We start from the raw sequence: 21,825 nt of genomic DNA, 5'->3' as shown, positions 1-21,825 counted from the left end.
TATATAAACCTTTTTAGGTTTCAGATTCAATGTTGTAAATTCATCTCATCAACTAACCTCTAAAACAAACCAAATGATAAATGCTGACCACATAAAAAATCTAATAGACCAATTCATGGGCTATGTCGAAATAGCAAAAGATTACATCCAAAAAATAATTGAATATTTCATGAGCCTGAAAGACAAAATTGATGGCGTCCTGGATTATGTAAAAGATATTATAGAGCATGTTGTTGAAATGATCTCCGATGCAAAGCAGTCTATCATCGGAATTGCAGCCTAAAAAAAAAGAGGCTGTCTCACAACTCGTGAAATAGCCTCTTTTTCTGTTTTTTACTCGGACTCCTGTACAGAGCGCAGGTCTCAAATATGCAATTCTTAAGGACTTTTTTTAGTTTTGAGACTCCCTCTTTTTTTTGTTTTTGGTGAGTACCCTTGTTGATGTCTTCAGCATAAAACTCATTATAAAATAAAGAATTGCCAAAACAATAAAAATTACAATAGCTATCAGTGCAATCTCAATCACTTTGGTCACCATAGAAGAAACCACAAGATCTGAATCGCTAAAAAAACCGAGTAGTGATAGTACTACTGAAATTAAAAAAAGTATCCCTAAGTTCCTTTTGTGTTTCATTATTTATTCCTATTTTATTGCTATAACTTTAAATACTCACTTTTAGTATACCTTACAGTGGCATTCTTTTTTTCATTTCCTCTACAATATTATATGCCGCGGGACATATCGCAACATTTTTCAGGGTAAGATCTGAAATCTGCTGAAACTTCTTCCGGTCTGTATGCGGGAATTCCCGGCAAGCCTTAGGACGCACATCATAAATCATACAATAATTTTCATTGTCCAAAAACGTACACGGCACCTGTTGCAATACATAATCATTATCTTCATCAATATGCAAATATTGATCAATAAACTGGTGTGGTTTTTGCCGTAAATGTTTCGCTATCCGTTCAATATCAGCCAGCGTAAATAAGGGTCCGGTTGTCTTACAGCAATTTGCACATTTCAGGCAGTCCGTTTTTTTAAATTCCTTATCATGTATTTCCTGCATTACATAATCCAGGTTTTTAGGCGTTTTCTTTTTGAGCTTATCGAAATACTTTTTGTTTTCGTTATGCTTATCTTTGGCAGACTTTTGCAAGCCATTTAAAATGTGTTTCAATTTTGTATTTGCGTTTTACAGAACAGCAAAATTAGTGAAACTTTTACACTTTAATCAAAAACACCAAATAAACTACTATGAAGGATCTTTTCGGAAAAGCCATTTATGATTATCAGACCAATAATCACCCTGAAGATTTAATCACCGAAACCTCTATCTCGGAACCCGATGAGATGAGCGTTGCCTATCTGTTTCGGACCTTTATGGAAATGCCTGAAATTGAGCAAAAAGCGCTTACACTTTCGAATGGTCGTATCCTGGATGTGGGATGTGGCGCTGGAAGCCATAGCCTTTACCTGCAAAAAGAAAAGCTGTTAGAAGTTATCTCCATAGATATTTCAGCTTATGCCGTTGAAGCTTGCCGCCTGAGAGGCTTGGAATCAGTAGCTGTAATAGATGTTATGAACTTGCAAGAGGAGAAATTTGATACTATTTTGTTGCTTATGAACGGAACAGGAATTTTTGGGAAATTATCAAAAGTCTCCGATTACCTGCAACAACTAAAATCATTATTGAATCCGGGAGGCCAAATCCTCATTGATTCTTCTGATATCATTTATATGTTTGATGAAGATGAAGATGGCGGTAAGTGGATTCCTACTGATAGCGATTATTATGGCGAACTCACCTTTACATTACACTACAAAAAAGAAACCGAAACGCCTTTTGACTGGCTTTATCTGGACTATAACACACTTCAAAATGCCGCTATCGCCAATGGATTGAAATGCGAATTGATACAGGAAGGGGAACATTTCGATTATTTAGCCCGCCTGAGCCTAAAATCATAGCATAAAAAAAACCGAACAGTTCCCTGTTCGGTTTTTTTATAGGATCTCCGTCAAATTATTGAGCGTATTTCATCATCATTGGCTGTAGTGATTTTCCCCACTCTTCGCCTACTGTTTTTCCTTTTTCCAATAACAACTCAGATTTAGACGTTAGTTTTTTTCCAACCGGGCTATCGTAAAACTTTAAAATCTGTTTCATATCCTCAGGTGTAAATTCCGTCATGTAAACATCAGCGGTTTTACTAAGGAAATCTTTGATTGAAGCATCAAATTCAACCAGGAATGCTGCTTGTTTCGCTTCCGGAATTTGGGTTGCGATTTGTTTTGATAAACTTTTGATAGCAGCAGATTGTCCGCTTACTTCCAGGTAACGTAATACATCTGCTTTGAATGCAGCGTTCTGTTGTGCAAAACCCACATTGGCAATCAGCAGTAATGCAATTGTAACAAATAATTTTTTCATTGTGTTATAGTAATTGGTTAATAAAATACAGGAGTATGATTATGGGATATTCAAATATTTATGCGTTTGCAATGATACTCTCCATTTTGGATTGCTCATTACATATTCTACGATAAGCGGTGTCATTTGTTCTTTTTTACTCCATTCCGGCTGTAAAAACAAAATAGCACCATCATTCACCAATGCAGCCTGTTCTTCTGCAAAAATAAAATCATGCTTATTGTGGATGATAACTTTCAGTTCATGTGCATTATCATATACCGTTTGGGTTGGCAATTTATTTTTCTTTGGAGATAAACAAATCCAGTCCCAGGTTCCGGACAAAACATAGGCTCCCGAAGTTTCAATATGCACCCGCATATTTTTTTCTTTGAGTTGTCGCGTAAGTGAAGTCATGTCCCACATTAAAGGCTCTCCACCCGTTACTACAACTGTATCGGCATTCTTTTTTGCATTTTCAACAATAACTGATGTTGCTGTTGGAGGATGTAATTCTGCATTCCAACTCTCTTTCACATCGCACCAGTGGCATCCTACATAACACCCTCCCAATCTGATAAAATAAGCTGCAGTACCGGTATGATAACCTTCACCCTGAATGGTGTAAAACTCTTCCATCAATGGGAGCATTTCTCCTTTGTCCACTAATTGGGAAACATCTTCCATAATTATTCTAAAATATTAAGTTGGCAAAGATACTCTATAAAATTATTTTAATAAGCAATCTGCCTTAAAAAAGCCTAATTGACCCTGAATATAAAAAAACCGATGCTGTGAAGCATCGGTTTTTTTATTCTATACAATCATTTATTATTTACGTAATACCTGAAGGGACTGCGTAAAATATTTGTTCCCTGGTTCTAAAGCCAATGCTTTTTCAAAATTTTGAATTGCTTTTGCTTTATCTGTCTCAGAATAGTATGATCCTAAGAACGAATAGGCTTCAATAAGGTTTGATTTTACACCCGCTTTTGCAGTTTCTTCAGCACCTTTAGTAGTTACTACATTAATGTATTCTTCATAACTTGCCACAGCTTTTGCTTTAGCTTCCGGTGTATTGATGAAACGATTTACTTTCGCTTTGTTCGCATGCGCATCCTGTGTTGTAGGAGAAGCTTCAATAACAATTGCGTAAGCAGAATCTGCTAAAGTCAATTTCTCTACCATAGCTGCTCTTTCTGCATCAGTAGCTTTATTCGCAGCATCAAAGAAGATTGAATTTCCTAAGTAGAAATTATCTAATACATAATTTGGTGACTTTGGATTTTTTGTAGACAATTCAAAAACTTTAGCCGATTCCGAGTATAATTTTTGTTTGTATAAGTTTACACCAAGTTCACTGAAATCACCTGAAATTAATGGATCAGTAGTCACTGCTTTTTTAAGCTCTGCAATTGCTTTGTCAAATTGTGCCTGGTTCGTAATCTGCCCTTCTGGAGAAATTGCCTGAGCCAATTGTGCTTTTGCTAAATATACATAGTCACTACCTGTAATTTTCTTAGGATCTGCTTTTGCAATATAATCTGACAATGCTTTAATACTGGCATCATAATTTTTATTTTCATATGCTGAATATCCTAAATAACGCAGGATCCTTGGATTTACTTTATCCAATTGCTGCATTTTCTGTGCTTCAACTTCCAACGCTTTATAGTCTTTAGCCAGGATTAAAAAGTCAGCATGACGCATTCTGGATTCCAAAGAATAGTCCGTAAGGCTCATGTATTTTTCATAATAGCCTAATGCTTTTTTTACATAATCATTATATTTTGCAGGCTCACTAACACCCCAAAAATAATATGTTTCTGCAAGCTCACGGTATACCGGTCCGTAATTTGGATTTGACGCTACAATTTCGTCAAAAGATTTTACAGCCTGAGGAAATGATTTTGCATTTTTGGTAATTACAGCTAATTGCATTTTTGCTCTGATCAGGGTATTGTCCAGATCATAAGCAGTACGGTAGGAACTAAAAGCTCCATTCGCGTTTTTATCTCCGAATTGTGCATCACCAAGACTTAAATAAGCCTGAGCAGATTTTGAATCAATTGCAATTACTTTATTGATATATTCAGCAGCTTTTTTATAATCTGGATTGTCAGACTTTGTGTACGCTCTTCCGATATATAAAAACTGATCGGTGTCTTTACGTTTCATATCCGCAGTGGCTTTGGTAAAATTATCCTGTGCACCGGCAGCATTTGCTTTATCAAGTTCTATTTCCCCTAATCCGATATAATTAAATTGTGGATCATTCTTTACTGTGATTCCTTTATCGAAGTAAATTTTCGCAGAGTCAATATTATTCAGAGTCAAATAAATATCTCCCAGGTGAAAATAATTTTTACCTTCATCCGGCTTTGAGGCGATTAGTGTTTTTAAAATAGTTTTGGCTTGTTGATATTGTTCAGCATCAATTGCTTTTTTGGCTTGCTCTAAATCCTGAGCATGGCTCATCGTTCCAAAAAACAATAGTGATAAACTGATAAATTTGATGTTCTTCATGTTAGTACTATTAAATTATTATTCTTGATATTAGTAATTTAGATGTTATTTCTAAGGATAATTTGTCTCGGTGGTATTCTCACCGGCAACAGGCCTGACTTTAAAATAATCCGTTGTCCTATATCCCCTGCAACAAAAGAGGCAAACCCCATGCCTAATCCGTCGATTCCCTGGTAATTTAACAAATACAATTCACGGGATAGTGGGTATAAACCCTCAGAAAGATTGGACTGAGACGGTTTATAATAGCCTTCTGAGCCTTTTTTGTTTTTAACATTTTTGACACTCAAAACGGTAATCTTGTCAGTATGTTTTTTCATTTGTGTAGAAGGTTGTGTAATCCAGTTCACACCCACCACACCTATTGCGTCATCATGTCCCGCAATATATTCTATGACTTCATTATTCGATTTTAATGCCGTAACATTTGAATTGGCTTCTTTATCAACTCCAGCAATTCCCTTTACATAACGCAAGGTACTGGAATTTGGATTGTCAAAAACCAATTTTTTAATTTTGCTTGTTTTGCCCTGTATAAAATCAATTACTTCCTGCAAATCAATCACGGTATCTTTTGCCGTTTTATTTACAATTAAAGCAATGCCATCTACAGCTATCGGGGTTATGGCAGGGATAATTTTACGTTTTCTATAATACGTTTCCTCCTCCTCAGTCAATTTACGGGATAATATGATAATACGGGAATTATCACTGATCAACTCATTGATAGCTTCGGCTTCCGGCTTATTAACTAGCTTAATCCTACCCGGATATTGGCTTTCAAATACTGCTGCCTGATCTTCCAGCATAGGCTGAACCGTTTCATCCACAATTACTGTGGCTGTACCCTTCAATATCGATTCTTTCACTTCAGTTGCAGAATCACGCTTACAGGAACTTACAATGATACATCCGAAAACAAATAATCCGATAAAAATTCTGGCAATAGTCTTCATATAATTGTGATTAGTTTTTCTGTAATAGTCGTATAAATCTGAAAAATGCATACACGATCAGCAGCACTCCAAACATGATTCTGTAGCCCTGCGGCATATCCATCGGGAAGTCTTTCCAAAAGATGACAAACATTCCCAAAACAAAGTAAAGTAAAAAAAACACTATACCTATAACGAGAAGAAATCGCTCTTTGGGCGATTTCTGTTCTCTTATATTTCTGTATCTACTTCTTTCTGACACCGCTTATGACTTGATATTAACCATAATTGGTAGTGAATAAAGTACCCTTACCGGGTTTCCATTTTGAATACCAGGTTTCCATTTCGGAGCTGATTTCAATAAACGGATTGCTTCTTTACCTGTTCCGAAACCTAAGTCACGTACTACTTTGATATCGGTAAGACTACCGTCTTTCTCCACAACGAAGTTTACAATAACGCGTCCGTTAACATCCTGGTCAACTTCAGGAGTCCTAAAGTTTTTCTGCACGAATTTGTAGAACGCAGCAATACCACCTGGATATTCTGGTTTTACTTCAACAGCAGTATAAATTTTATTAGGATCTTCTTCAATCAATTTAGCGTTATTGGTAATTGTACTTTGTGTACCATCCAATACAACAACTCCGTCGTCGCTTGCCTTAACATCTTTTGATCCTGATACTTTATCTTTCAGCTCATCTACCGTTTTCATTTCTTCCGCTACCTCTCTTTTGTTTACCACAACTGGAGGAACGTTTTTCACTACTTCCACAATAGATTTCGTTTCTTTTTGTACTATAGGCTCTTCAACAATAGGTTCTGGTGCCACCGGCTCCGGAAGTTTAATATCGGTAAGCTCTACTTTTGTAACAATTTCTTCCTGGTCCTTAGAGCCTAAGTTTTCAGAGATCAATCTTGATATTACCGGAATACTTACCAGCAATACAAAGATAAGGCCTCCAATCAATAAAGCTTTTATCGTAGTCTTTGGATTTTCAACACGCAGGTTGTATGCTCCGTAACTTTTGTTACGACCTTCAAAAACTGTATTGATCCAGTCTTTTTCAAAAAGGTCTATTTTTGGATTTAACATAATTATTAAATTTAAAAGTTAATGATATCAGATTAGTTTAAACCTTTTTCATCTAAAAGTTTAACATCCTCATCTGTAATATCCATAATAGCATATTTCTCCACTTTTGTGATCGCCATTTCATCAAGAATATCAACTAAGTTTTTATAGTTTGATTTTTTACTTGGCTTTATAATCACAATAATTCCCTCTTTTGTCTGAGATTTCAATTCCTCAATTTTTTTAAGGATGATGCCTCTGACACCTTCTTTACCATACCCAGTTTCAACCGGAGCACCTAAAACACCATCTGGCTTTTGACCTACATAAGTCACCAATTGGTCTTTAGTTCCCAAAACCAATTGTAAGGTTCTGAATGCAGGAGCCTCTGGTCTTTCAGTATCTGTAACAGGATCTTTATCCGGCAAAGCCAAATTCATGGACTGAGGTTTGGATAAGGTTGTTGTCAATATAAAGAATGTAATCAATAAGAATGCCAAATCCACCATAGCCGTCAAATCGACACCAGCACTGGATTTTTTACTTCTTACCTTACCACCATCTTTTTTACCACCGTCGCCGGTATTTAATTCTGCCATTTCTTATAGAATATTATTTTATTAAAAATCTTCACTTCTCAGACCTGTTACCAGGAAAAAGTTGTTTCTTTTTTGATCCTGTAAAATGTCAAGCACTTTTTTAATTGTAGGATATTCTGCTTTCGCATCACCTTTAATAGCAATCTGAAGGTCTTTTCTGTCAAGGTCTCTTGTAGTTTCCCTTGCAATTCGAACCCAGTCCGCTAATTGGTTATTTAAAGAATCATAAGGAATTCCAGGCTGAAGGCCTTCTACCATTCTTTCAGAATTCTCCATGGCGATTAACTGTTTCAGGTTTCCGATGCCAACACCAAAACCATCAATCAGTGCAAATTTCTTTTCTTCATCTGGAGTAAATTGTACTTTGTACTTTTCCCCCATTCTTTTTAGTGTTTCTATTCTGATTTGTTGTCCAGTAACACCAAAAAACACTTTACCGTTACCCACCGTTAAAGTTGCCAGGTTTGATTCAGGCAGCTTAGCCTGCACGGTTGAGGCCGGAGTATCTACAGGCATCGGCTCAGGAAGCTTAGCTGTAGATGTCATAATAAAAAAAGATAACAACAAGAAAGCCATATCACACATCGCTGTCATATCGACTCTTGTACTTTTTTTAGACATTTTTATTTTAGCCATTTTTATATTTTTAAATCAAAGACAGGAAATAAAATCAAAACTTTATTTCCTGACTTTAATAATTAACAACTTATTTATAAATCAAATGATTATACGATAGCTTTCGCTCTTCTGTAAGCTTGAGTGATTGTAAACCCAGCTTCATCGATAAAATAAGTTAATGTATCAATTTTAGAGGTAAAGTAGCTATAAGCGATAATTGCGAAAGCAGATGTACTAATACCTGTAAGAGTATTGATAAGTGCTTCAGAAATACCATTTGCTAATTGTGCCTGGTCTGGAGTACCTGCAGTTGCAAGACCCGCGAACGCTTTAATCATACCTGATACCGTTCCCATCAAACCTAATAATGTACCTAAAGATACTAATGTAGAAAGTACTGTTAAATTTTTCTCCAGCATTGGCATTTCTAATGTAGTAGCCTGCTCAATTTCATGCTGAATGATTTCTGATGCTTTTTCGCTATCAAAACCTTCTCTTTTTACTTCAAGATATTTAATTAATCCTGCTTTTACCACGTTTGCTACAGATCCTTGTTGTTTATCACACTCTTCAAGAGCAGCGTCGATATTTCCTGCTGCAACCTGTACCTGAACTGTTTTTACGAATTTCTCCACATCACCTTTTCCTGCTGCTTTTGAAATAACAAAAAATCTTTCGATTGAAAACACAAATGTCATAATCAATAATCCCATTAACACTGGAACAATGTATCCACCTTTATAAACCATCCCCAAATAGTTTCCTGGTAGTGGGTGACCTTCTGGATTACCATCTACGAAGTTAGATCCATCGCCCATTACGAACTTCCAAACTAAGATTCCTAAGATGATACAGAATAAAATTGTTAAACTTGCGAATACATTTGAACTTTTGCTTCCCTCACTTTTTTGAACTGATGCGTTTGATGCCTTTGTCATTTTTTTTTAAAATTTTAGTTTTTTTAATTTATTAAAGTTGTTATTGCCTACTTATAGATTTGGACAATCTATTATATAAGAACGACAAATTTATATTTTTAGTGGATATAAAAAAATAAAAAAACAGATTTTTGCTATTATTAACAATATATTATAAATCTCTTAACCGTAAAATAGCATAGTTTAAAGCTTTTTTTTTAACAGTTGAAAGATTAATTATTTAATAATGAAAATATTAGATTATTGAAAACCGTTAAAACCGTTAAAAAAGCACGCATATCCCTAATTTTTACAACGTTTTAGCCACAACAAACAAAACTGTTGTTTTGCATTGCGCATTATTTAAAAACGGCTGAATTTATCTCCGAAAACGCTAAACTTTCCCGACAAAAAATAGTGACTAAACGAAAACTATCCTATTTTTGTTAAGCATTCTTTACTTTACCTTATCTAAAACGACACCTATGGATTCGACTAATTTTCTAAATTATATCAATAAAGGTTACGAAACCAGCGGTGATTCCATTATTCTAGGAGCTGCCATGCTGGATGGGGAAACCATCCCGGATGCCCATATAAAAATCCCCCTAAAAACCCTCAACCGACATGGCCTTATCGCCGGAGCAACGGGTACCGGGAAAACAAAAACGCTTCAGGTATTAGCTGAAAACTTATCTGACAATGGTATTCCCGTATTAATGATGGACATCAAGGGCGACCTGAGTGGTATTGCCGAACCTGGTGAAGTGAAACCATTCATCACAGAACGCCATGCCAAAATCAATATCCCTTATACTACCAAAGGTTTCCCCGTAGAACTAATGAGCCTTTCCGAACAGGATGGTGTGCGGTTACGGGCTACGGTTTCTGAATTTGGCCCCGTTTTATTCTCCCGCATATTGGATTTAAACGATACCCAATCGGGTGTGATCTCCGTTATTTTCAAATATTGTTCCGATCATACCATGACACTGGTAGACCTCAAAGACATTAAAAAAGCCATACAATATATCACCGAAGAAGGCAAAGCAGAAATTGAAAAAGAATACGGCCGTATCTCGACTTCTTCCACTGGATCCATCCTTCGTAAGATTGTAGAACTAGAACAGCAGGGAGCTGATGTCTTTTTTGGAGAAACTTCTTTTGACATCAATGACCTGATGCGCATTGACGAAAATGGCAATGGCTACATTAATATTATACGCCTTACCGATATACAGGACAAACCCAAGCTATTCTCGACCTTCATGCTTTCATTGCTCACAAAAATTTACAACCGTTTGCCGGAGCAAGGCGATTCCGGAAGGCCCGAATTGGTGATCTTTATCGATGAAGCACACCTAATATTCAACCAGGCTTCCAAAACACTATTGGATCAGATTGAGAATATTGTAAAACTGATTCGTTCCAAAGGAGTCGGATTATTTTTTGTAACCCAGAATCCTACTGATGTGCCCAATGGTGTACTCAGCCAGCTGGGGCTTAAAATACAACATGCTTTACGGGCTTTTACAGCCAATGACCGAAAAGCAATTAAGATGACAGCAGAAAATTATCCCATTTCGGAGTATTATAAAACGGATGAGATCATCACGCAACTTGGTACCGGGGAAGCGCTGATTACTGCGTTGAATGAAAAAGGCATCCCTACTCCATTGGCAGCAACGATGCTGCGAACACCCATGAGCCGTATGGATATCCTGACGCCTGATGAAATTAGCGCTGTAAATTCCAAATCCAAGCTCGTCCGCAAGTACAAGGATACTATAGAAACGGAAAGTGCATTTGAAGTACTTACCAAAAGGACGGAAGCTTCCGAACAGGCAGCTGCACAACAAGAGGCTCAAAAGCAAGAAGAAAAACAACAAAAAACCACCCGATCTTCCGATTCGGGATCAGGCCAGATACAAAAATCAGTTTTAAAGGTAGTTACAAGCGCTACTTTTATAAAAGGAGCGATGAACCTTCTGACCAAATTATTCAAAAAATAAATATGATAAAATTCCACATCCAGAGAAGCCCATTTGTAGTGCCCACAACCGACGGCAAATTAATTGAAGAGCATTTTGGCAATGCAACAGACAATAGCGAAATTTCCGTTGCCCATATGGTCGCGCCTGCAAAATGGAGCGAACCTTTCCAAACTCCAGAATTTGAAGAATACACCTATATTATTAAAGGGCGTAAACAATTCATTATTGAAAATCAAAAAATCATTTTGGAAGCCGGGGAATCTATAAAAATAGAAAAGAATACACGGGTACAATATTCCAATCCTTTTGACGAGCCCTGTGAATATATTGCGATTTGCAAACCTGCATTCCACATCGACCTGGTACACCGGGAAGAGTAGCTTCAACAAAAAAGGCCCAGTGGGCCTTTTTTTATTTCAATAATGCTAATATCTTCTTCTCTACTGTTTCCGTATCCCAAATCTGTTCGATATCAGGCAGCATCATCACTTCGTCCATGATCGCTTTTTGCCGATCACCAATAGCCAGTGCTTCGGCATAGGGACGATCGCTGAAAGTCACCCTGCTGTATAAGGGAATCCATTTTTCCGGATATTTTTCAGAAAATATTTTCTCTATTTTTTTCTGCAACAGGAATTTCTCATCGGCGGTTTTCGTACTCATCTCCATAAAGTTACGGTATGAAAGCTCTGCAATAGCATCGGCATTCGGCTTACGGCTTTTTTCATAATCCGTGAAAATGGTATTCCAATCGTCCCCATGGCGCTCCATGAGCACATTCAATACTGTGATATCTTCAAAACCTGCATTCATTCCCTGTCCGTAAAAAGGTACAATTGCATGGCAGGCATCACCAATAAGGGCTACTTTTCCATTATAAGTCCACGGAAAGCACTTCATGGTCACCAACGTACTTGTAGGATTTTCAAAAAAGTCTTCGGCCAGCTTCGGTATAACATCTATAGTATCCGGTAGGTTTTTTTCAAAAAAATCCTCAACCGCTTTACGGTCTTTCAGGGATTCGAAAGAATTTTCGCCTTCAAAAGGCATAAACAATGTACAGGTAAAACTACCATCCAGATTCGGAAGAGCAATCAGCATGTATTCGCCCCTGGGCCAAATATGAAAAGAGTTTTTATCTAATTTATGTGTACCATCGGCATTGGCTGGTATATTCAGTTCTTTATAACCCGTATTCAGGAATTCCTGGGAATAGTTAAACATGCTTTGGCGTTGCATCCGGTGGCGTACCCTCGAAAAGGCGCCATCAGCACCAAACACTTTATCGTATTTAATAGCTTCCCACGCGCCACGCTCGGTCTCCCCAATCTGGAGTGTACTTTCGGCTAAATCAACATCCCAGACTTTTTTCTCAAAAAAGAATTCAGCACCAGCAGCTTCTGCAAGATCAATCATCTTACGGTTGAGCACTCCTCTGGAAATGGAATAAATATTATCGCCCTCCTTACCATAATGCTGGTAATTCAGCTTATCTCCAATGTGGATGGCTCTTTTTTCCATCGGAATCGCAATTTCACGAATCTGATCGCCTACTCCGGCATCATCCAGCGCTTTCCATCCCCGGTTGGACATGGCCAGGTTAATCGAACGCCCGGAGAATTGTATTTTTCTAATATCCGGACTTCTGTCATAAACATGAACCTGATGACCCGCTTTTTTGAGGTAAATTGCCAAAAGTGATCCGACTAATCCGGAACCGACAATGGCAATTTTTTGAGAATGCTGCATAGAATAATTATACTAAATGGAATGTAAAAATACGAATTACTTTTGAGTAACCCCACAATTAACCTTGTATTCTCGGGGCGTCTCCCTCCTCCTGAGAAGGAGCAATATGCTTTGTGGTCATCGCTCCTTCTCAGGAGAAGCGCCGGGCTGTATGCGCTACTGCGGTAGCCTGCGCCCATCCCTCACGCGAAATACCTCTCATAACAATAAGATTATCAGCAGCTAACAACAGCACCAATAGCTTTTTTATATTTTTTTTAATAAAACCGACTTAGGTCTTCGCTTCTGTAATGGTTATATTTGGGTAACCCAACATTAAATTCCTACTTATGACAACTTCAAGACGCGACTTTTTAAATACCGCTGGAAAAGGACTTGCAGCAGTCTCATTATCTCCATTTGTGGCAAGTGCCTTTGATACTACAATTTCTAAGAATGAGACACCCCCGATTATCCTGACCACCGTTTCCGGCAGTATCAAAAATCATAAACATTACCGTCCACCACATAAAATAGGAATGGGCGGCGTAGCCTTGGGCAATGCTTTTAAGGAAACAACCGATACCGAAGCTTTGGAAGCGATGCAAGGTGCCTGGGATGCCGGTATCCGTTATTTCGATACATCTCCCTGGTACGGTCTGGGACAAAGTGAGCGCCGCATGGGAAATTTCCTGCATGGAAAAAATCCGGATGAATACATTATATCCACCAAAATCGGCAGGCTTTTATATCCGGACACTAACTTTAAGCATGAAATGTGGAAAGGCCGTTTAAATTTTAATTACAAATATGACTATACCGCCGATGGTGCGCGTAGGTCTATTGAAGACAGCCTACAACGCCTGGGAATCCCTTCGCTTGATATCGTTTTTATTCATGACTTGTCCCCCGACAATGCAGATTTGGGCAGCAAGTGGCTCGATTACTTTAAAATTGCCCAAAATGGTGCGATGAAAGAATTAAGCAAAATGCGTGATGAAGGACTGATTAAAGGATGGGGGCTTGGTATTAATACTATAGAACCGGCACTTAAGACACTCGAAGTCGCCGATCCAGATCTCTTCCTATCTGCCACCCAATATTCTATGATCTACCATAAGGATGACCTGAATACCCTTTTCCCGGCTTGTGAGAAAAGAGAAGTTTCTATTGTAGTTGGCGCACCACTCAATGCCGGATTCCTGGCCGGTGTGGAACGCTACGATTACAGTGGGAAAATGCCTAAAGCATATGTCGAAAAACGGGAAAAAATCAAGAAAATTGCGACAGCCCACCAGGTAGACCTCCGTACAGCAGCACTCCAATTTACGGCTGCGCCACAAGTTGTTTCGGCAACAATTCCAGGCGCAAGGACTGCCAAACAGGTTCAGGAAAATACGGCCTCCATGAAAGCTACTATTCCAACCGATTTTTGGGAGGAACTTAAAAAAGAAAAACTTATCGAAGCGAATGCACCGGTACCAAAAGTGTAATATAAAAAATGACCCTTAAAAAAAAGACGAGCGATAAAGGCTCGTCTTTTTTTTAACTATCGATAATTATCGGTGGAATTTAATTCGTTCCCCAACCGGAAGCTTTTGGTTTTTAGCGAGGACACCACACATATGGAATAACATTCGGGCTCCTACATTCCCGTCCCAGTCATCTTCACCCGGAGCAACTTCTACGAGGTCAAAACCAATGATCTCTTTTCCGCTTTCTCCCAATTTACTCAGCAGGTAGGCAGCTTCTTCAAAAGAAAAACCTCCAGGAACCGGAGTTCCCGTATTAGGGCAATACCACGGATACATCCCGTCAATATCAAAACTGATGCATACCTTCTGAGGCAATGAAGCAATAATCGCATCGCACTGTTGCGCCCAGGTAATCCCTTCAAAATTTTCCTTTTTTAAATCCATATCCGTATGCACATGTACTCTTCCGTTTTCAGCATTTGCCGTTTGGGCTTCCTGCTCACAAAAATCACGGATTCCTACCTGTACAATTTTCGCTACCTGTGGTAATTTCAAAGTATTGTACATGATGGAAGCATGAGAATAAGTAAATCCTTCATAGGCAATCCTCAGGTCCATGTGCGCATCAAGGTGCAAAATCCCAAACGAGTCATGTTGTGTTGCCAAAGCTTCATAATACCCTAATGGTGTACTATGGTCGCCACCCAAAAGCACTACTTTCTTACCTTGGCTCAGCCAGTACAAAGCACGTTCCCGAACTTCGTCTTTCAGGTCTGAACATACTGTATTGATGGAATCCAAATCCCTTTTTAAGCCCATGTTCTGCTCTATCTTCTCTCCACTTTCCAAAGCACTGATTATCGGTTGTGCCAATGCTTTATACTTTGCACTATTCGCTGCCCATTCGTCAGTTTGCTCCGTCAGGTCAAGGTACATCCCTAATTTCCAAAGTTCCGGAAATTCCTGATGGTGTAAATCTACCTGAAAGGAAGCTTCCAATATTGCCTCTGGCCCTTCTGATGCGCCTGCTCCGTAACTTACCGTTACCTCCCAGGGCACAGGGATAATAATAATTTCACTCTCTTCTGCCGTAAAAGGCAATCCGAATATACTTTCATCAGCAAGTCCCGGCTGTGACGGATCGAAACTTTTAATTTTATCTGCTTTATTCATTTCCATTAGTTATCGATTAATTATCCTGTAATTCCTTTTTTCAAAATCTGCCCGAACTCATACATATCCTCAAAAGAACAGTATAATGGAACAGGAGCCAAACGAATTACATTGGGTTCCCTCCAGTCTGTGATCACACCGTTTTTCATCAGGTAATCAAACAGGCTTCGGCCTTCTCCATGCAGGAAAACAGAAAGTTGCGAGGCTCTTTCCTCTTTATTTTCTGGCGTAATAATCTCAAAAGTACTCGCTACTTCCTTATCGATTTCATGCAATATAAATTCGAGGTAAGCCGTGATCTTATCTCTTTTCTCAATCAGCTTATCCATTCCGATTTCGTCGAACATATCCACGGAAGCCAAATAAGGCGCCAGTGAAAGGATCGGCAGGTTACTGATTTGCCAGCCTTCTGCTCCATGTACCGGATCGAATTTTGGCTCCATTTTAAAACGTCTTTCCTTATTATGTCCCCACCATCCTGCAAATCGTGGAAGATCCGGATTGTGGTGGTGCTTTTCGTGCACAAATAATCCCGAAGCATTTCCTGGTCCGGAATTCATATATTTATAGCTACACCAGGCTGCAAAATCGACATCCCAGTCGTGCAATTCCAGCTTGATATTCCCTGCAGCATGGGCAAGATCCCAACCTACATAAGCACCTGCGTCATGCCCGGCTTTGGTTATCGTTTTCATATCGAATACCTGACCCGTATAATAATTTACCCCACCTATTAAAACCAAAGCGAGTTCGTCTCCTATTGCATTAATTTTAGCCAATACATCTTCCAGGCGGATGTTGTGCTCTCCTGGTCTTCGCTCTATTTCCACAATAGCCTCCTTAGGATCCAGTCCGTGAAAATGCACCTGGCTCTGGATCATATATTGATCACTTGGAAAAGCTTTGGACTCACAGATGATTTTATAGCGTTTCGCTGTAGGCCTGTAAAAAGAAACCATCATCAGGTGTAAATTAACCGTAAGTGTATTCATCACCGTAACTTCAGCAGGAAGTGCTCCCACAATTTTACTCAATGGTTTTGCAAAACGCTCCTGGTAATCCCACCATGGTTTTTCGGCATAAAAATGACCTTCTACAGCCAAATTTGCCCAGTCATTCATCACTTCATCTACATATTTTTTGGCCCGCTTTGGTTGTAATCCCAAAGAGTTTCCGGTAAAGTAAATTACTTGCTTACCGTTTACCTGTGGAAAAAGAAATTCTTCCCGATAGTGTTTTAGCTGGTCTTCTGAATCGAGCTGTTGCGCAAATTCACGTGTATTTTTATAGGTCATTAGTGGTCTAAATAGTTTATGTTGGTAGGCAAAAATAATCAAAAAAAGAGAATGGGCAAGGATGTGCAACAGTGCTATACCGATAAGATGCTTCTTCATTCATTATTCAGGGTATCGCTACAATGCAAAAAAAATTCCGCCATGATGGCGGGATTTTTTTGTCTTATCCAATTTTTTAGATAATCAGCATGGCATCACCATAAGAATAGAATTTATATCCTTCATTAATGGCTTCTTCATAAGCTTTTTTCATCAGGTCATGCCCTGTGAAAGCCGAGATCATCATCAATAATGTTGATTTCGGTGTATGGAAGTTGGTAATCATACAATCTGCAATACTGAAATCGTGAGGAGGGAAAATAAATTTATTGGTCCATCCGTCAAAAGGATTTAGTGTTTTTGCAGAAGATACGGAACTTTCCAATGCGCGCATGGATGTTGTCCCTACCGCACATATTTTTTTCTTCTTCGCTTTAGCATTGTTTACGATATCACAGGCTTCCTGTGTTACTTTCAACTCTTCAGAGTCCATTTTGTGTTTAGACAAATCTTCAACTTCTACGGGATTAAAAGTTCCCAATCCTACGTGAAGGGTTACTTCAGCAAAATCTACCCCTTTAATTTCAAGACGTTTCAATAAATGTTTGGAGAAGTGCAATCCTGCAGTTGGCGCTGCAACAGCTCCTTCTTCTTTTGCATAAATAGTTTGGTAACGTTCTGCATCTTCGGGTGTAACTTCCCTGTTAATGTATTTTGGAATTGGTGTTTCACCAAGTTCTGTAAGCTTGTTACGGAATTCTTCATACGACCCGTCATATAGGAACCGTAATGTTCTTCCACGGGATGTGGTATTGTCAATTACCTCAGCCACTAATGAATCGTCATCCCCAAAATAAAGTTTGTTTCCAATCCTGATTTTACGTGCCGGATCTACCAGTACATCCCAAAGGCGTTGTTCTGAATTCAACTCTCTTAATAAGAAAACCTCAATTCTTGCCCCTGTTTTTTCTTTATTTCCGTATAAACGTGCCGGAAAAACTTTAGTATTATTTAAAACAAGCACATCGCCTTCATCAAAATAATCGATTACATCCTTAAACATTTTGTGTTCAATGGTTTTGTTCTTACGATCTACAACCATCAAACGGGCTTCATCCCTGTTTTCTGCCGGATATTCGGCCAGAAGTTCTTTTGGTAAATTAAATTGAAAATGTGATAACTTCATCTGTTTTATTTAAGAATTAAGGTTGTAAGCGTACACCGCTAATAACCAGACTGCAAATATACTATCGTCGGACAGGCGATGTCAAGTGTTTTGGCTTTTATTTATTTTTTAATTGCATTTCCGATACGAAAAAGCTCCAAAGCGAGTTGTAAAACAATTTTACGGATTCTGTCCTGACCATTGCGATATGTAACCGAAGGCATTCCTGACAGAATACTGTTAGGCTTTTACTTCCTCCATTTTCAATCCCACAGCTTTCATGTCTTCCCAGAATTGCGGATAGGATTTGGAAACTACTCCGGCATCTGCTATAATAATAGGTACCCTTAATGCTAAGGGGGCAAAAGCCATTGCCATACGATGGTCGTGGTAGGTAGCAATGCTAACATTGGGATTTATCGTAGTTGACGCTTCCAAAGTGAGGCTGTCATCAGTAATGGTTATTGCAGCACCTAATTTTTCGAGCTCGGTTTTCAGTGCTTCCAACCGATCCGTTTCCTTAATTTTTAGGGTGTATAATCCGGTAAGGTGGCATCCAATCCCTAGTCCAAAACAGGTCACGGCAATCGTCTGCGCAATGTCGGGAGTATGATTGAGTTCAAAAGTTACCGGTTTTAATGGTACATTCGTCTTTTTCAGTACTACATGCTTATTTTCAAAAGTGGTCTCTACTCCAAAACTTTGGTACAAATCTGCCAAAGCACTATCTCCCTGCAGGCTATTCGCTTTGTAACTGGACAGTGTGATTGCAGTACCCGGACTTGCAAGCGCTACAATAGAATAAAAATAGGATGCTGAAGACCAATCACTTTCCACAGTTACTACTACCGGAGCCAAGATCTCTTTCATCGGTACCACACGAATAGTGTTACCTTCAAAATGTGCCGTGATCCCTACTTCTTTGAGCAGTTGCAAAGTCATCTGAATATAAGGAATGGATGTGATTTTTCCTTCCAGGGTCAATTCTAACCCATTTTCAAGCCCCGCTGCAATGAGCAGCAATGCAGAAATGTATTGGCTACTAACATCCGCAGGCAATGCGACTTTACTTTCTGATAATTTTTTTCCTACAATACGAATGGGTGGATAGCCTTCTTCTGCCTCATAAGAAATTGTTGCTCCTAATTGGCGTAAGGCCTCCACTAAGATTTTTATCGGGCGCTCTTTCATCCGGGGTGATCCGGTAAGTACTACTTCACGACCGGGCTGGGTCGCAAAATAAGCCGTCAGGAAACGCATTGCTGTTCCGGCATGGTGAATATCAATAAGTTCTCCTGAAGTATGAAGCGCTTTAATCATCACTTCCGAATCATCCGAATTCGACGTGTTTTCTAGTTGGATTGTAGCAAATAAAGCCTGTAATAGCAGTAATCGATTGGTTTCCGATTTTGATCCTGAAACACGAATGGTACTTTCAGGAAAGGCCTCGGAACGGTATAATTGTAAATTCATTCTTTTGATTGTCTCTCTGTGTATTGGGAATTTCAAATCCCAATACACAGAATTTAGTATCTTCAAAAAGAGGTCATAAATGGCTCCTTACGGTTCACATTCATTACCTTTTTTTTGCTCGGCTACTTTAGCTTTTCATTATTCTGGTGGCGATCATGATCGCGGTTCGTTTTCAGATCAAGTTTTTTATCAAATGCAGCCTGTAGGTCAATTCCTGTTTGGTTGGCAAGGCAAAGAACCACAAACACCACATCGGCAAGCTCTTCTCCCAGATCTTTATTTTTATCGCTTTCTTTTTCGGATTGCTCTCCATAACGGCGGGCAATAATCCGGGCTACTTCCCCTACTTCTTCCGTTAGTTGTGCCATATTGGTCAGCTCATTGAAATAGCGTACGCCATGTTCCTTGATCCATTTATCGACTTCGAGTTGGGCATTTTTAATTTCCATCTTTATACTTTTTTTAGGACTACTTTTTCATTTTGTTTCTCAATCATGCCTTTGTAGAAATTCTTAAGTGTCTCGTAATATTCCGGAGACACATTCGAATAATTCATATCGAAACTTACTTTTAATTGAATCTGCTCTCCGGAACTTATAATATTATATTTAAAATTACCGATATTCTCTTCCATTGTTAACGAAATTGGAGCAGGCAGTGATTCTACTTCATAGCCTTTTGGAATTGTAATATTGATCAGATAACGATCCTGATACGGATACCTAAAATCCACTGGGTATTCACGTGTTTCCTGAGTAAAAGGATTTTGTCTGATCGTGTAGTGCAATAACGGTGAAAAGTATATTTTATTTCCAATATGCTCTACCAATCCACTATGTCCAAAACTAAAGTTTTCTATAACGGGTAGTGTTAGGTCTTTCTCATTGGTTGTAGTATAATCGTCGATTTCAATTCCGGAATATTTTTTCTCCAGTTTTTCAACATAAGAATCTTTTGAAAGTCCTGCAAAGTTTTCCCTAAAATTATAGGCATTGTATTCTGAATACTGATCTCTGGCTTTACCGGTAATCTTCCCGGTATCATCCATTGTTGCAATGATACTTACTGTTTCTTTAGAAACCAATTTTGGATCAAGACTTACTTCCGCAGAAGATTTATTTTCCCGTATAATTCTGCCGAACCAGTTCAATGCTCTTGATGGCAAGATATTAGGTTGTGTATTTTTACTGGTAGCATCCAGGAATATGATACCATTATCAATTTCTACACCACAGATTACATAGTTGAAAGCGGTACGGCTTGGAAAAAAAGCAATTCCATTGGAACGGGTACTTAATATAATTGGATTTGCCCCAATACCTGCATAACGTAGCATGGCCGTTAGCATCAGATTGATCTCAGCAGCATTACCTACCTTGTCCTTATACGCTTTCTTTACTCCTTTTTCACAACTATAACTATTAATTTCATTCCAGTTCATCCTGTTTTTGACATAGTCAAAAATCAGATTTATTTTTTCATCTTTAGATCCTGCTTTGGCAATTATGGCATTAATATCTTCTTCAAAATACGATTTGTAATTCAGTTCCTGTCCAAAATCGGTATCATCATAGATGTTTTTTACTACATCATCCCAACTTTGAGCATAATTCGTTATCGTACCGTTTGCACTTTTGGCTGATGCCAATTCATGCTGGATTAGAGAGGTATAATTCCGGATATTATTCACATACCGTTCATCTTTAAGTGCCGGCACATTCTCCAACAGATAATTTGTTTTACTCTCTACAGTCTTTGACGTTCCGATACCATTTGATTTTGTTATTTTAGGTGCCAATCCGCCTCTTATACTACTGTTGTAAATGTATATTGAGGGCAAGTTTACATTGTAATTGACTAAATTTACCGGGATTTTATATTGAAACTCCCAGATTGGAAAAGCGACAATAAAAGGAGATCGGATGACATAGCTATATTCCACGACAGATCCTTCACGCACATTGGGTAGTGTTATTTTACGGACTTTCCATTTTGGATTCACTTCTTCCATAAATTCACCATCACTCTTCATCTTAGATTTTACTACTTTCCCATTTTCCAGGTTATATACTGCGACATCTGAAAATGATACTTTTTCCTTATTGCTGCCCCCTACATAATATGCTATGGAATGATTAGCCCAATGGTAGCCTTCTTTTTTATATATTTTAATCTTGGATTTTACTTCCGTTACCAGGATCTGATGGCCCTCTCCATCCCATTCAAAATAGGTTCTGCCATCTTTAAAGAGATAGGCTGCTACTGCAGCGGTATCTTTAGGATGAACTTTTTCACTGACTTCTTCAGTAGTTACTTTCCCCAAGTCAAATTTTTGAGCTGTGAGATTCAATCCTACTAAAAAAAGGCCGATAATAAGGTAAATGTGTTTCATAAGTAAG

Annotated in this window: 22 protein-coding genes; 5 read left to right on the top strand and 17 right to left on the bottom strand. The window is 38.5% G+C overall.

What is annotated here, in order from left to right; genetic code table 11:
• Positions 1–115: 115 nt before the first annotated feature.
• Complete coding sequence (locus FK004_RS08010) at positions 116–283, top strand: hypothetical protein (RefSeq protein WP_157956056.1); 168 nt, start codon at positions 116–118, stop codon at positions 281–283.
• A gap of 108 nt (positions 284–391) precedes the next feature.
• Here the strand turns inward: FK004_RS08010 and FK004_RS08005 are convergent, their stop codons facing one another.
• Together FK004_RS08005 and FK004_RS08000 are read right to left on the bottom strand one after the other, a co-directional pair.
• Complete coding sequence (locus FK004_RS08005; RefSeq protein ID WP_108736796.1) at positions 392–634, bottom strand: hypothetical protein; 243 nt, start codon at positions 632–634, stop codon at positions 392–394.
• 52 nt (positions 635–686) lie between these two features.
• Positions 687–1,181, bottom strand: coding sequence for a YkgJ family cysteine cluster protein (locus tag FK004_RS08000; protein WP_108736795.1), 495 nt, complete (start codon positions 1,179–1,181; stop codon positions 687–689).
• Between the two features lie 77 nt (positions 1,182–1,258).
• On the opposite strand from FK004_RS08000, the gene FK004_RS07995 reads away from it, so the two are divergent.
• On the top strand, positions 1,259–1,972 hold the full coding sequence (locus FK004_RS07995; protein ID WP_108736794.1) for a class I SAM-dependent methyltransferase: 714 nt from the start codon (positions 1,259–1,261) through the stop codon (positions 1,970–1,972).
• A 55-nt stretch (positions 1,973–2,027) separates the two neighbouring features.
• Here the strand turns inward: FK004_RS07995 and FK004_RS07990 are convergent, their stop codons facing one another.
• The 8 genes from FK004_RS07990 to FK004_RS07950 all read right to left on the bottom strand — a co-directional run bounded on the left by FK004_RS07990 (position 2,028) and on the right by FK004_RS07950 (position 9,105).
• Positions 2,028–2,435, bottom strand: a complete 408-nt coding sequence (locus FK004_RS07990; protein WP_108736793.1) for a DUF2059 domain-containing protein — start codon at positions 2,433–2,435, stop codon at positions 2,028–2,030.
• A gap of 39 nt (positions 2,436–2,474) precedes the next feature.
• Positions 2,475–3,101: a 7-carboxy-7-deazaguanine synthase QueE gene (locus FK004_RS07985; protein WP_420358889.1), complete on the bottom strand. Its 627-nt coding sequence runs from the start codon at positions 3,099–3,101 to the stop codon at positions 2,475–2,477.
• A 144-nt stretch (positions 3,102–3,245) separates the two neighbouring features.
• On the bottom strand, positions 3,246–4,940 hold the full coding sequence (locus FK004_RS07980) for a tetratricopeptide repeat protein (protein WP_108736791.1): 1,695 nt from the start codon (positions 4,938–4,940) through the stop codon (positions 3,246–3,248).
• 38 nt (positions 4,941–4,978) lie between these two features.
• Complete coding sequence (locus tag FK004_RS07975; RefSeq protein WP_108736790.1) at positions 4,979–5,896, bottom strand: PstS family phosphate ABC transporter substrate-binding protein; 918 nt, start codon at positions 5,894–5,896, stop codon at positions 4,979–4,981.
• 244 nt (positions 5,897–6,140) lie between these two features.
• Positions 6,141–6,971 carry an energy transducer TonB gene (locus FK004_RS07965; RefSeq protein WP_108736788.1) on the bottom strand — a complete coding sequence of 277 codons (831 nt, stop codon included), beginning with the start codon at positions 6,969–6,971 and terminating at the stop codon, positions 6,141–6,143.
• 32 nt (positions 6,972–7,003) lie between these two features.
• Positions 7,004–7,549 carry an ExbD/TolR family protein gene (locus tag FK004_RS07960; protein WP_108736787.1) on the bottom strand — a complete coding sequence of 182 codons (546 nt, stop codon included), beginning with the start codon at positions 7,547–7,549 and terminating at the stop codon, positions 7,004–7,006.
• Positions 7,550–7,570: 21 nt separating this feature from the next.
• Entirely contained in the window at positions 7,571–8,185 is a 615-nt protein-coding gene (locus FK004_RS07955) for an ExbD/TolR family protein (RefSeq protein WP_108736786.1), read from the bottom strand.
• A gap of 89 nt (positions 8,186–8,274) precedes the next feature.
• Positions 8,275–9,105 (bottom strand): MotA/TolQ/ExbB proton channel family protein, encoded by an 831-nt coding sequence (locus tag FK004_RS07950; RefSeq protein WP_108736785.1) that lies wholly within the window; start codon positions 9,103–9,105, stop codon positions 8,275–8,277.
• 464 nt (positions 9,106–9,569) lie between these two features.
• Here FK004_RS07950 and FK004_RS07945 point away from each other — a divergent pair, with 464 nt between their 5' ends.
• Both FK004_RS07945 and FK004_RS07940 read left to right on the top strand, forming a co-directional pair.
• The gene (locus FK004_RS07945) at positions 9,570–11,096 is read left to right on the top strand and encodes a helicase HerA-like domain-containing protein (protein WP_108736784.1); all 1,527 of its coding nucleotides are present in this window, start codon (positions 9,570–9,572) and stop codon (positions 11,094–11,096) included.
• A gap of 2 nt (positions 11,097–11,098) precedes the next feature.
• On the top strand, positions 11,099–11,458 hold the full coding sequence (locus FK004_RS07940) for a cupin domain-containing protein (protein ID WP_108736783.1): 360 nt from the start codon (positions 11,099–11,101) through the stop codon (positions 11,456–11,458).
• A 31-nt stretch (positions 11,459–11,489) separates the two neighbouring features.
• Here FK004_RS07940 and FK004_RS07935 read toward each other — a convergent pair whose 3' ends face one another.
• A complete protein-coding gene (locus FK004_RS07935; RefSeq protein WP_108736782.1) occupies positions 11,490–12,827 on the bottom strand; it encodes an FAD-dependent oxidoreductase in 1,338 nt (445 codons plus the stop codon).
• 329 nt (positions 12,828–13,156) lie between these two features.
• Here FK004_RS07935 and FK004_RS07930 point away from each other — a divergent pair, with 329 nt between their 5' ends.
• Positions 13,157–14,299 carry an aldo/keto reductase gene (locus FK004_RS07930; RefSeq protein ID WP_108736781.1) on the top strand — a complete coding sequence of 381 codons (1,143 nt, stop codon included), beginning with the start codon at positions 13,157–13,159 and terminating at the stop codon, positions 14,297–14,299.
• Between the two features lie 66 nt (positions 14,300–14,365).
• Here the strand turns inward: FK004_RS07930 and FK004_RS07925 are convergent, their stop codons facing one another.
• From FK004_RS07925 to FK004_RS07900, 6 genes are all read right to left on the bottom strand, one after another.
• On the bottom strand, positions 14,366–15,454 hold the full coding sequence (locus FK004_RS07925) for an agmatinase family protein (RefSeq protein WP_108738786.1): 1,089 nt from the start codon (positions 15,452–15,454) through the stop codon (positions 14,366–14,368).
• A 20-nt stretch (positions 15,455–15,474) separates the two neighbouring features.
• A complete protein-coding gene (gene kynU / locus FK004_RS07920) occupies positions 15,475–16,749 on the bottom strand; it encodes a kynureninase (protein ID WP_108736780.1) in 1,275 nt (424 codons plus the stop codon).
• A gap of 175 nt (positions 16,750–16,924) precedes the next feature.
• Positions 16,925–17,974: a tRNA preQ1(34) S-adenosylmethionine ribosyltransferase-isomerase QueA gene (gene queA / locus FK004_RS07915; RefSeq protein ID WP_108736779.1), complete on the bottom strand. Its 1,050-nt coding sequence runs from the start codon at positions 17,972–17,974 to the stop codon at positions 16,925–16,927.
• A gap of 219 nt (positions 17,975–18,193) precedes the next feature.
• Positions 18,194–19,426 carry a 3-phosphoshikimate 1-carboxyvinyltransferase gene (locus FK004_RS07910; protein WP_108736778.1) on the bottom strand — a complete coding sequence of 411 codons (1,233 nt, stop codon included), beginning with the start codon at positions 19,424–19,426 and terminating at the stop codon, positions 18,194–18,196.
• A 122-nt stretch (positions 19,427–19,548) separates the two neighbouring features.
• Complete coding sequence (locus FK004_RS07905) at positions 19,549–19,875, bottom strand: nucleotide pyrophosphohydrolase (RefSeq protein ID WP_108736777.1); 327 nt, start codon at positions 19,873–19,875, stop codon at positions 19,549–19,551.
• A gap of 2 nt (positions 19,876–19,877) precedes the next feature.
• Entirely contained in the window at positions 19,878–21,818 is a 1,941-nt protein-coding gene (locus FK004_RS07900) for a DUF3857 domain-containing protein (RefSeq protein ID WP_108736776.1), read from the bottom strand.
• Between the last annotated feature and the right edge of the window lie 7 nt (positions 21,819–21,825).

The organism is Flavobacterium kingsejongi, assembly GCF_003076475.1.
In the GTDB taxonomy this organism is placed as follows: Bacteria; Bacteroidota; Bacteroidia; order Flavobacteriales; family Flavobacteriaceae; genus Flavobacterium; species Flavobacterium kingsejongi.
This window is presented reverse-complemented; position numbering and strand designations above follow the sequence as displayed.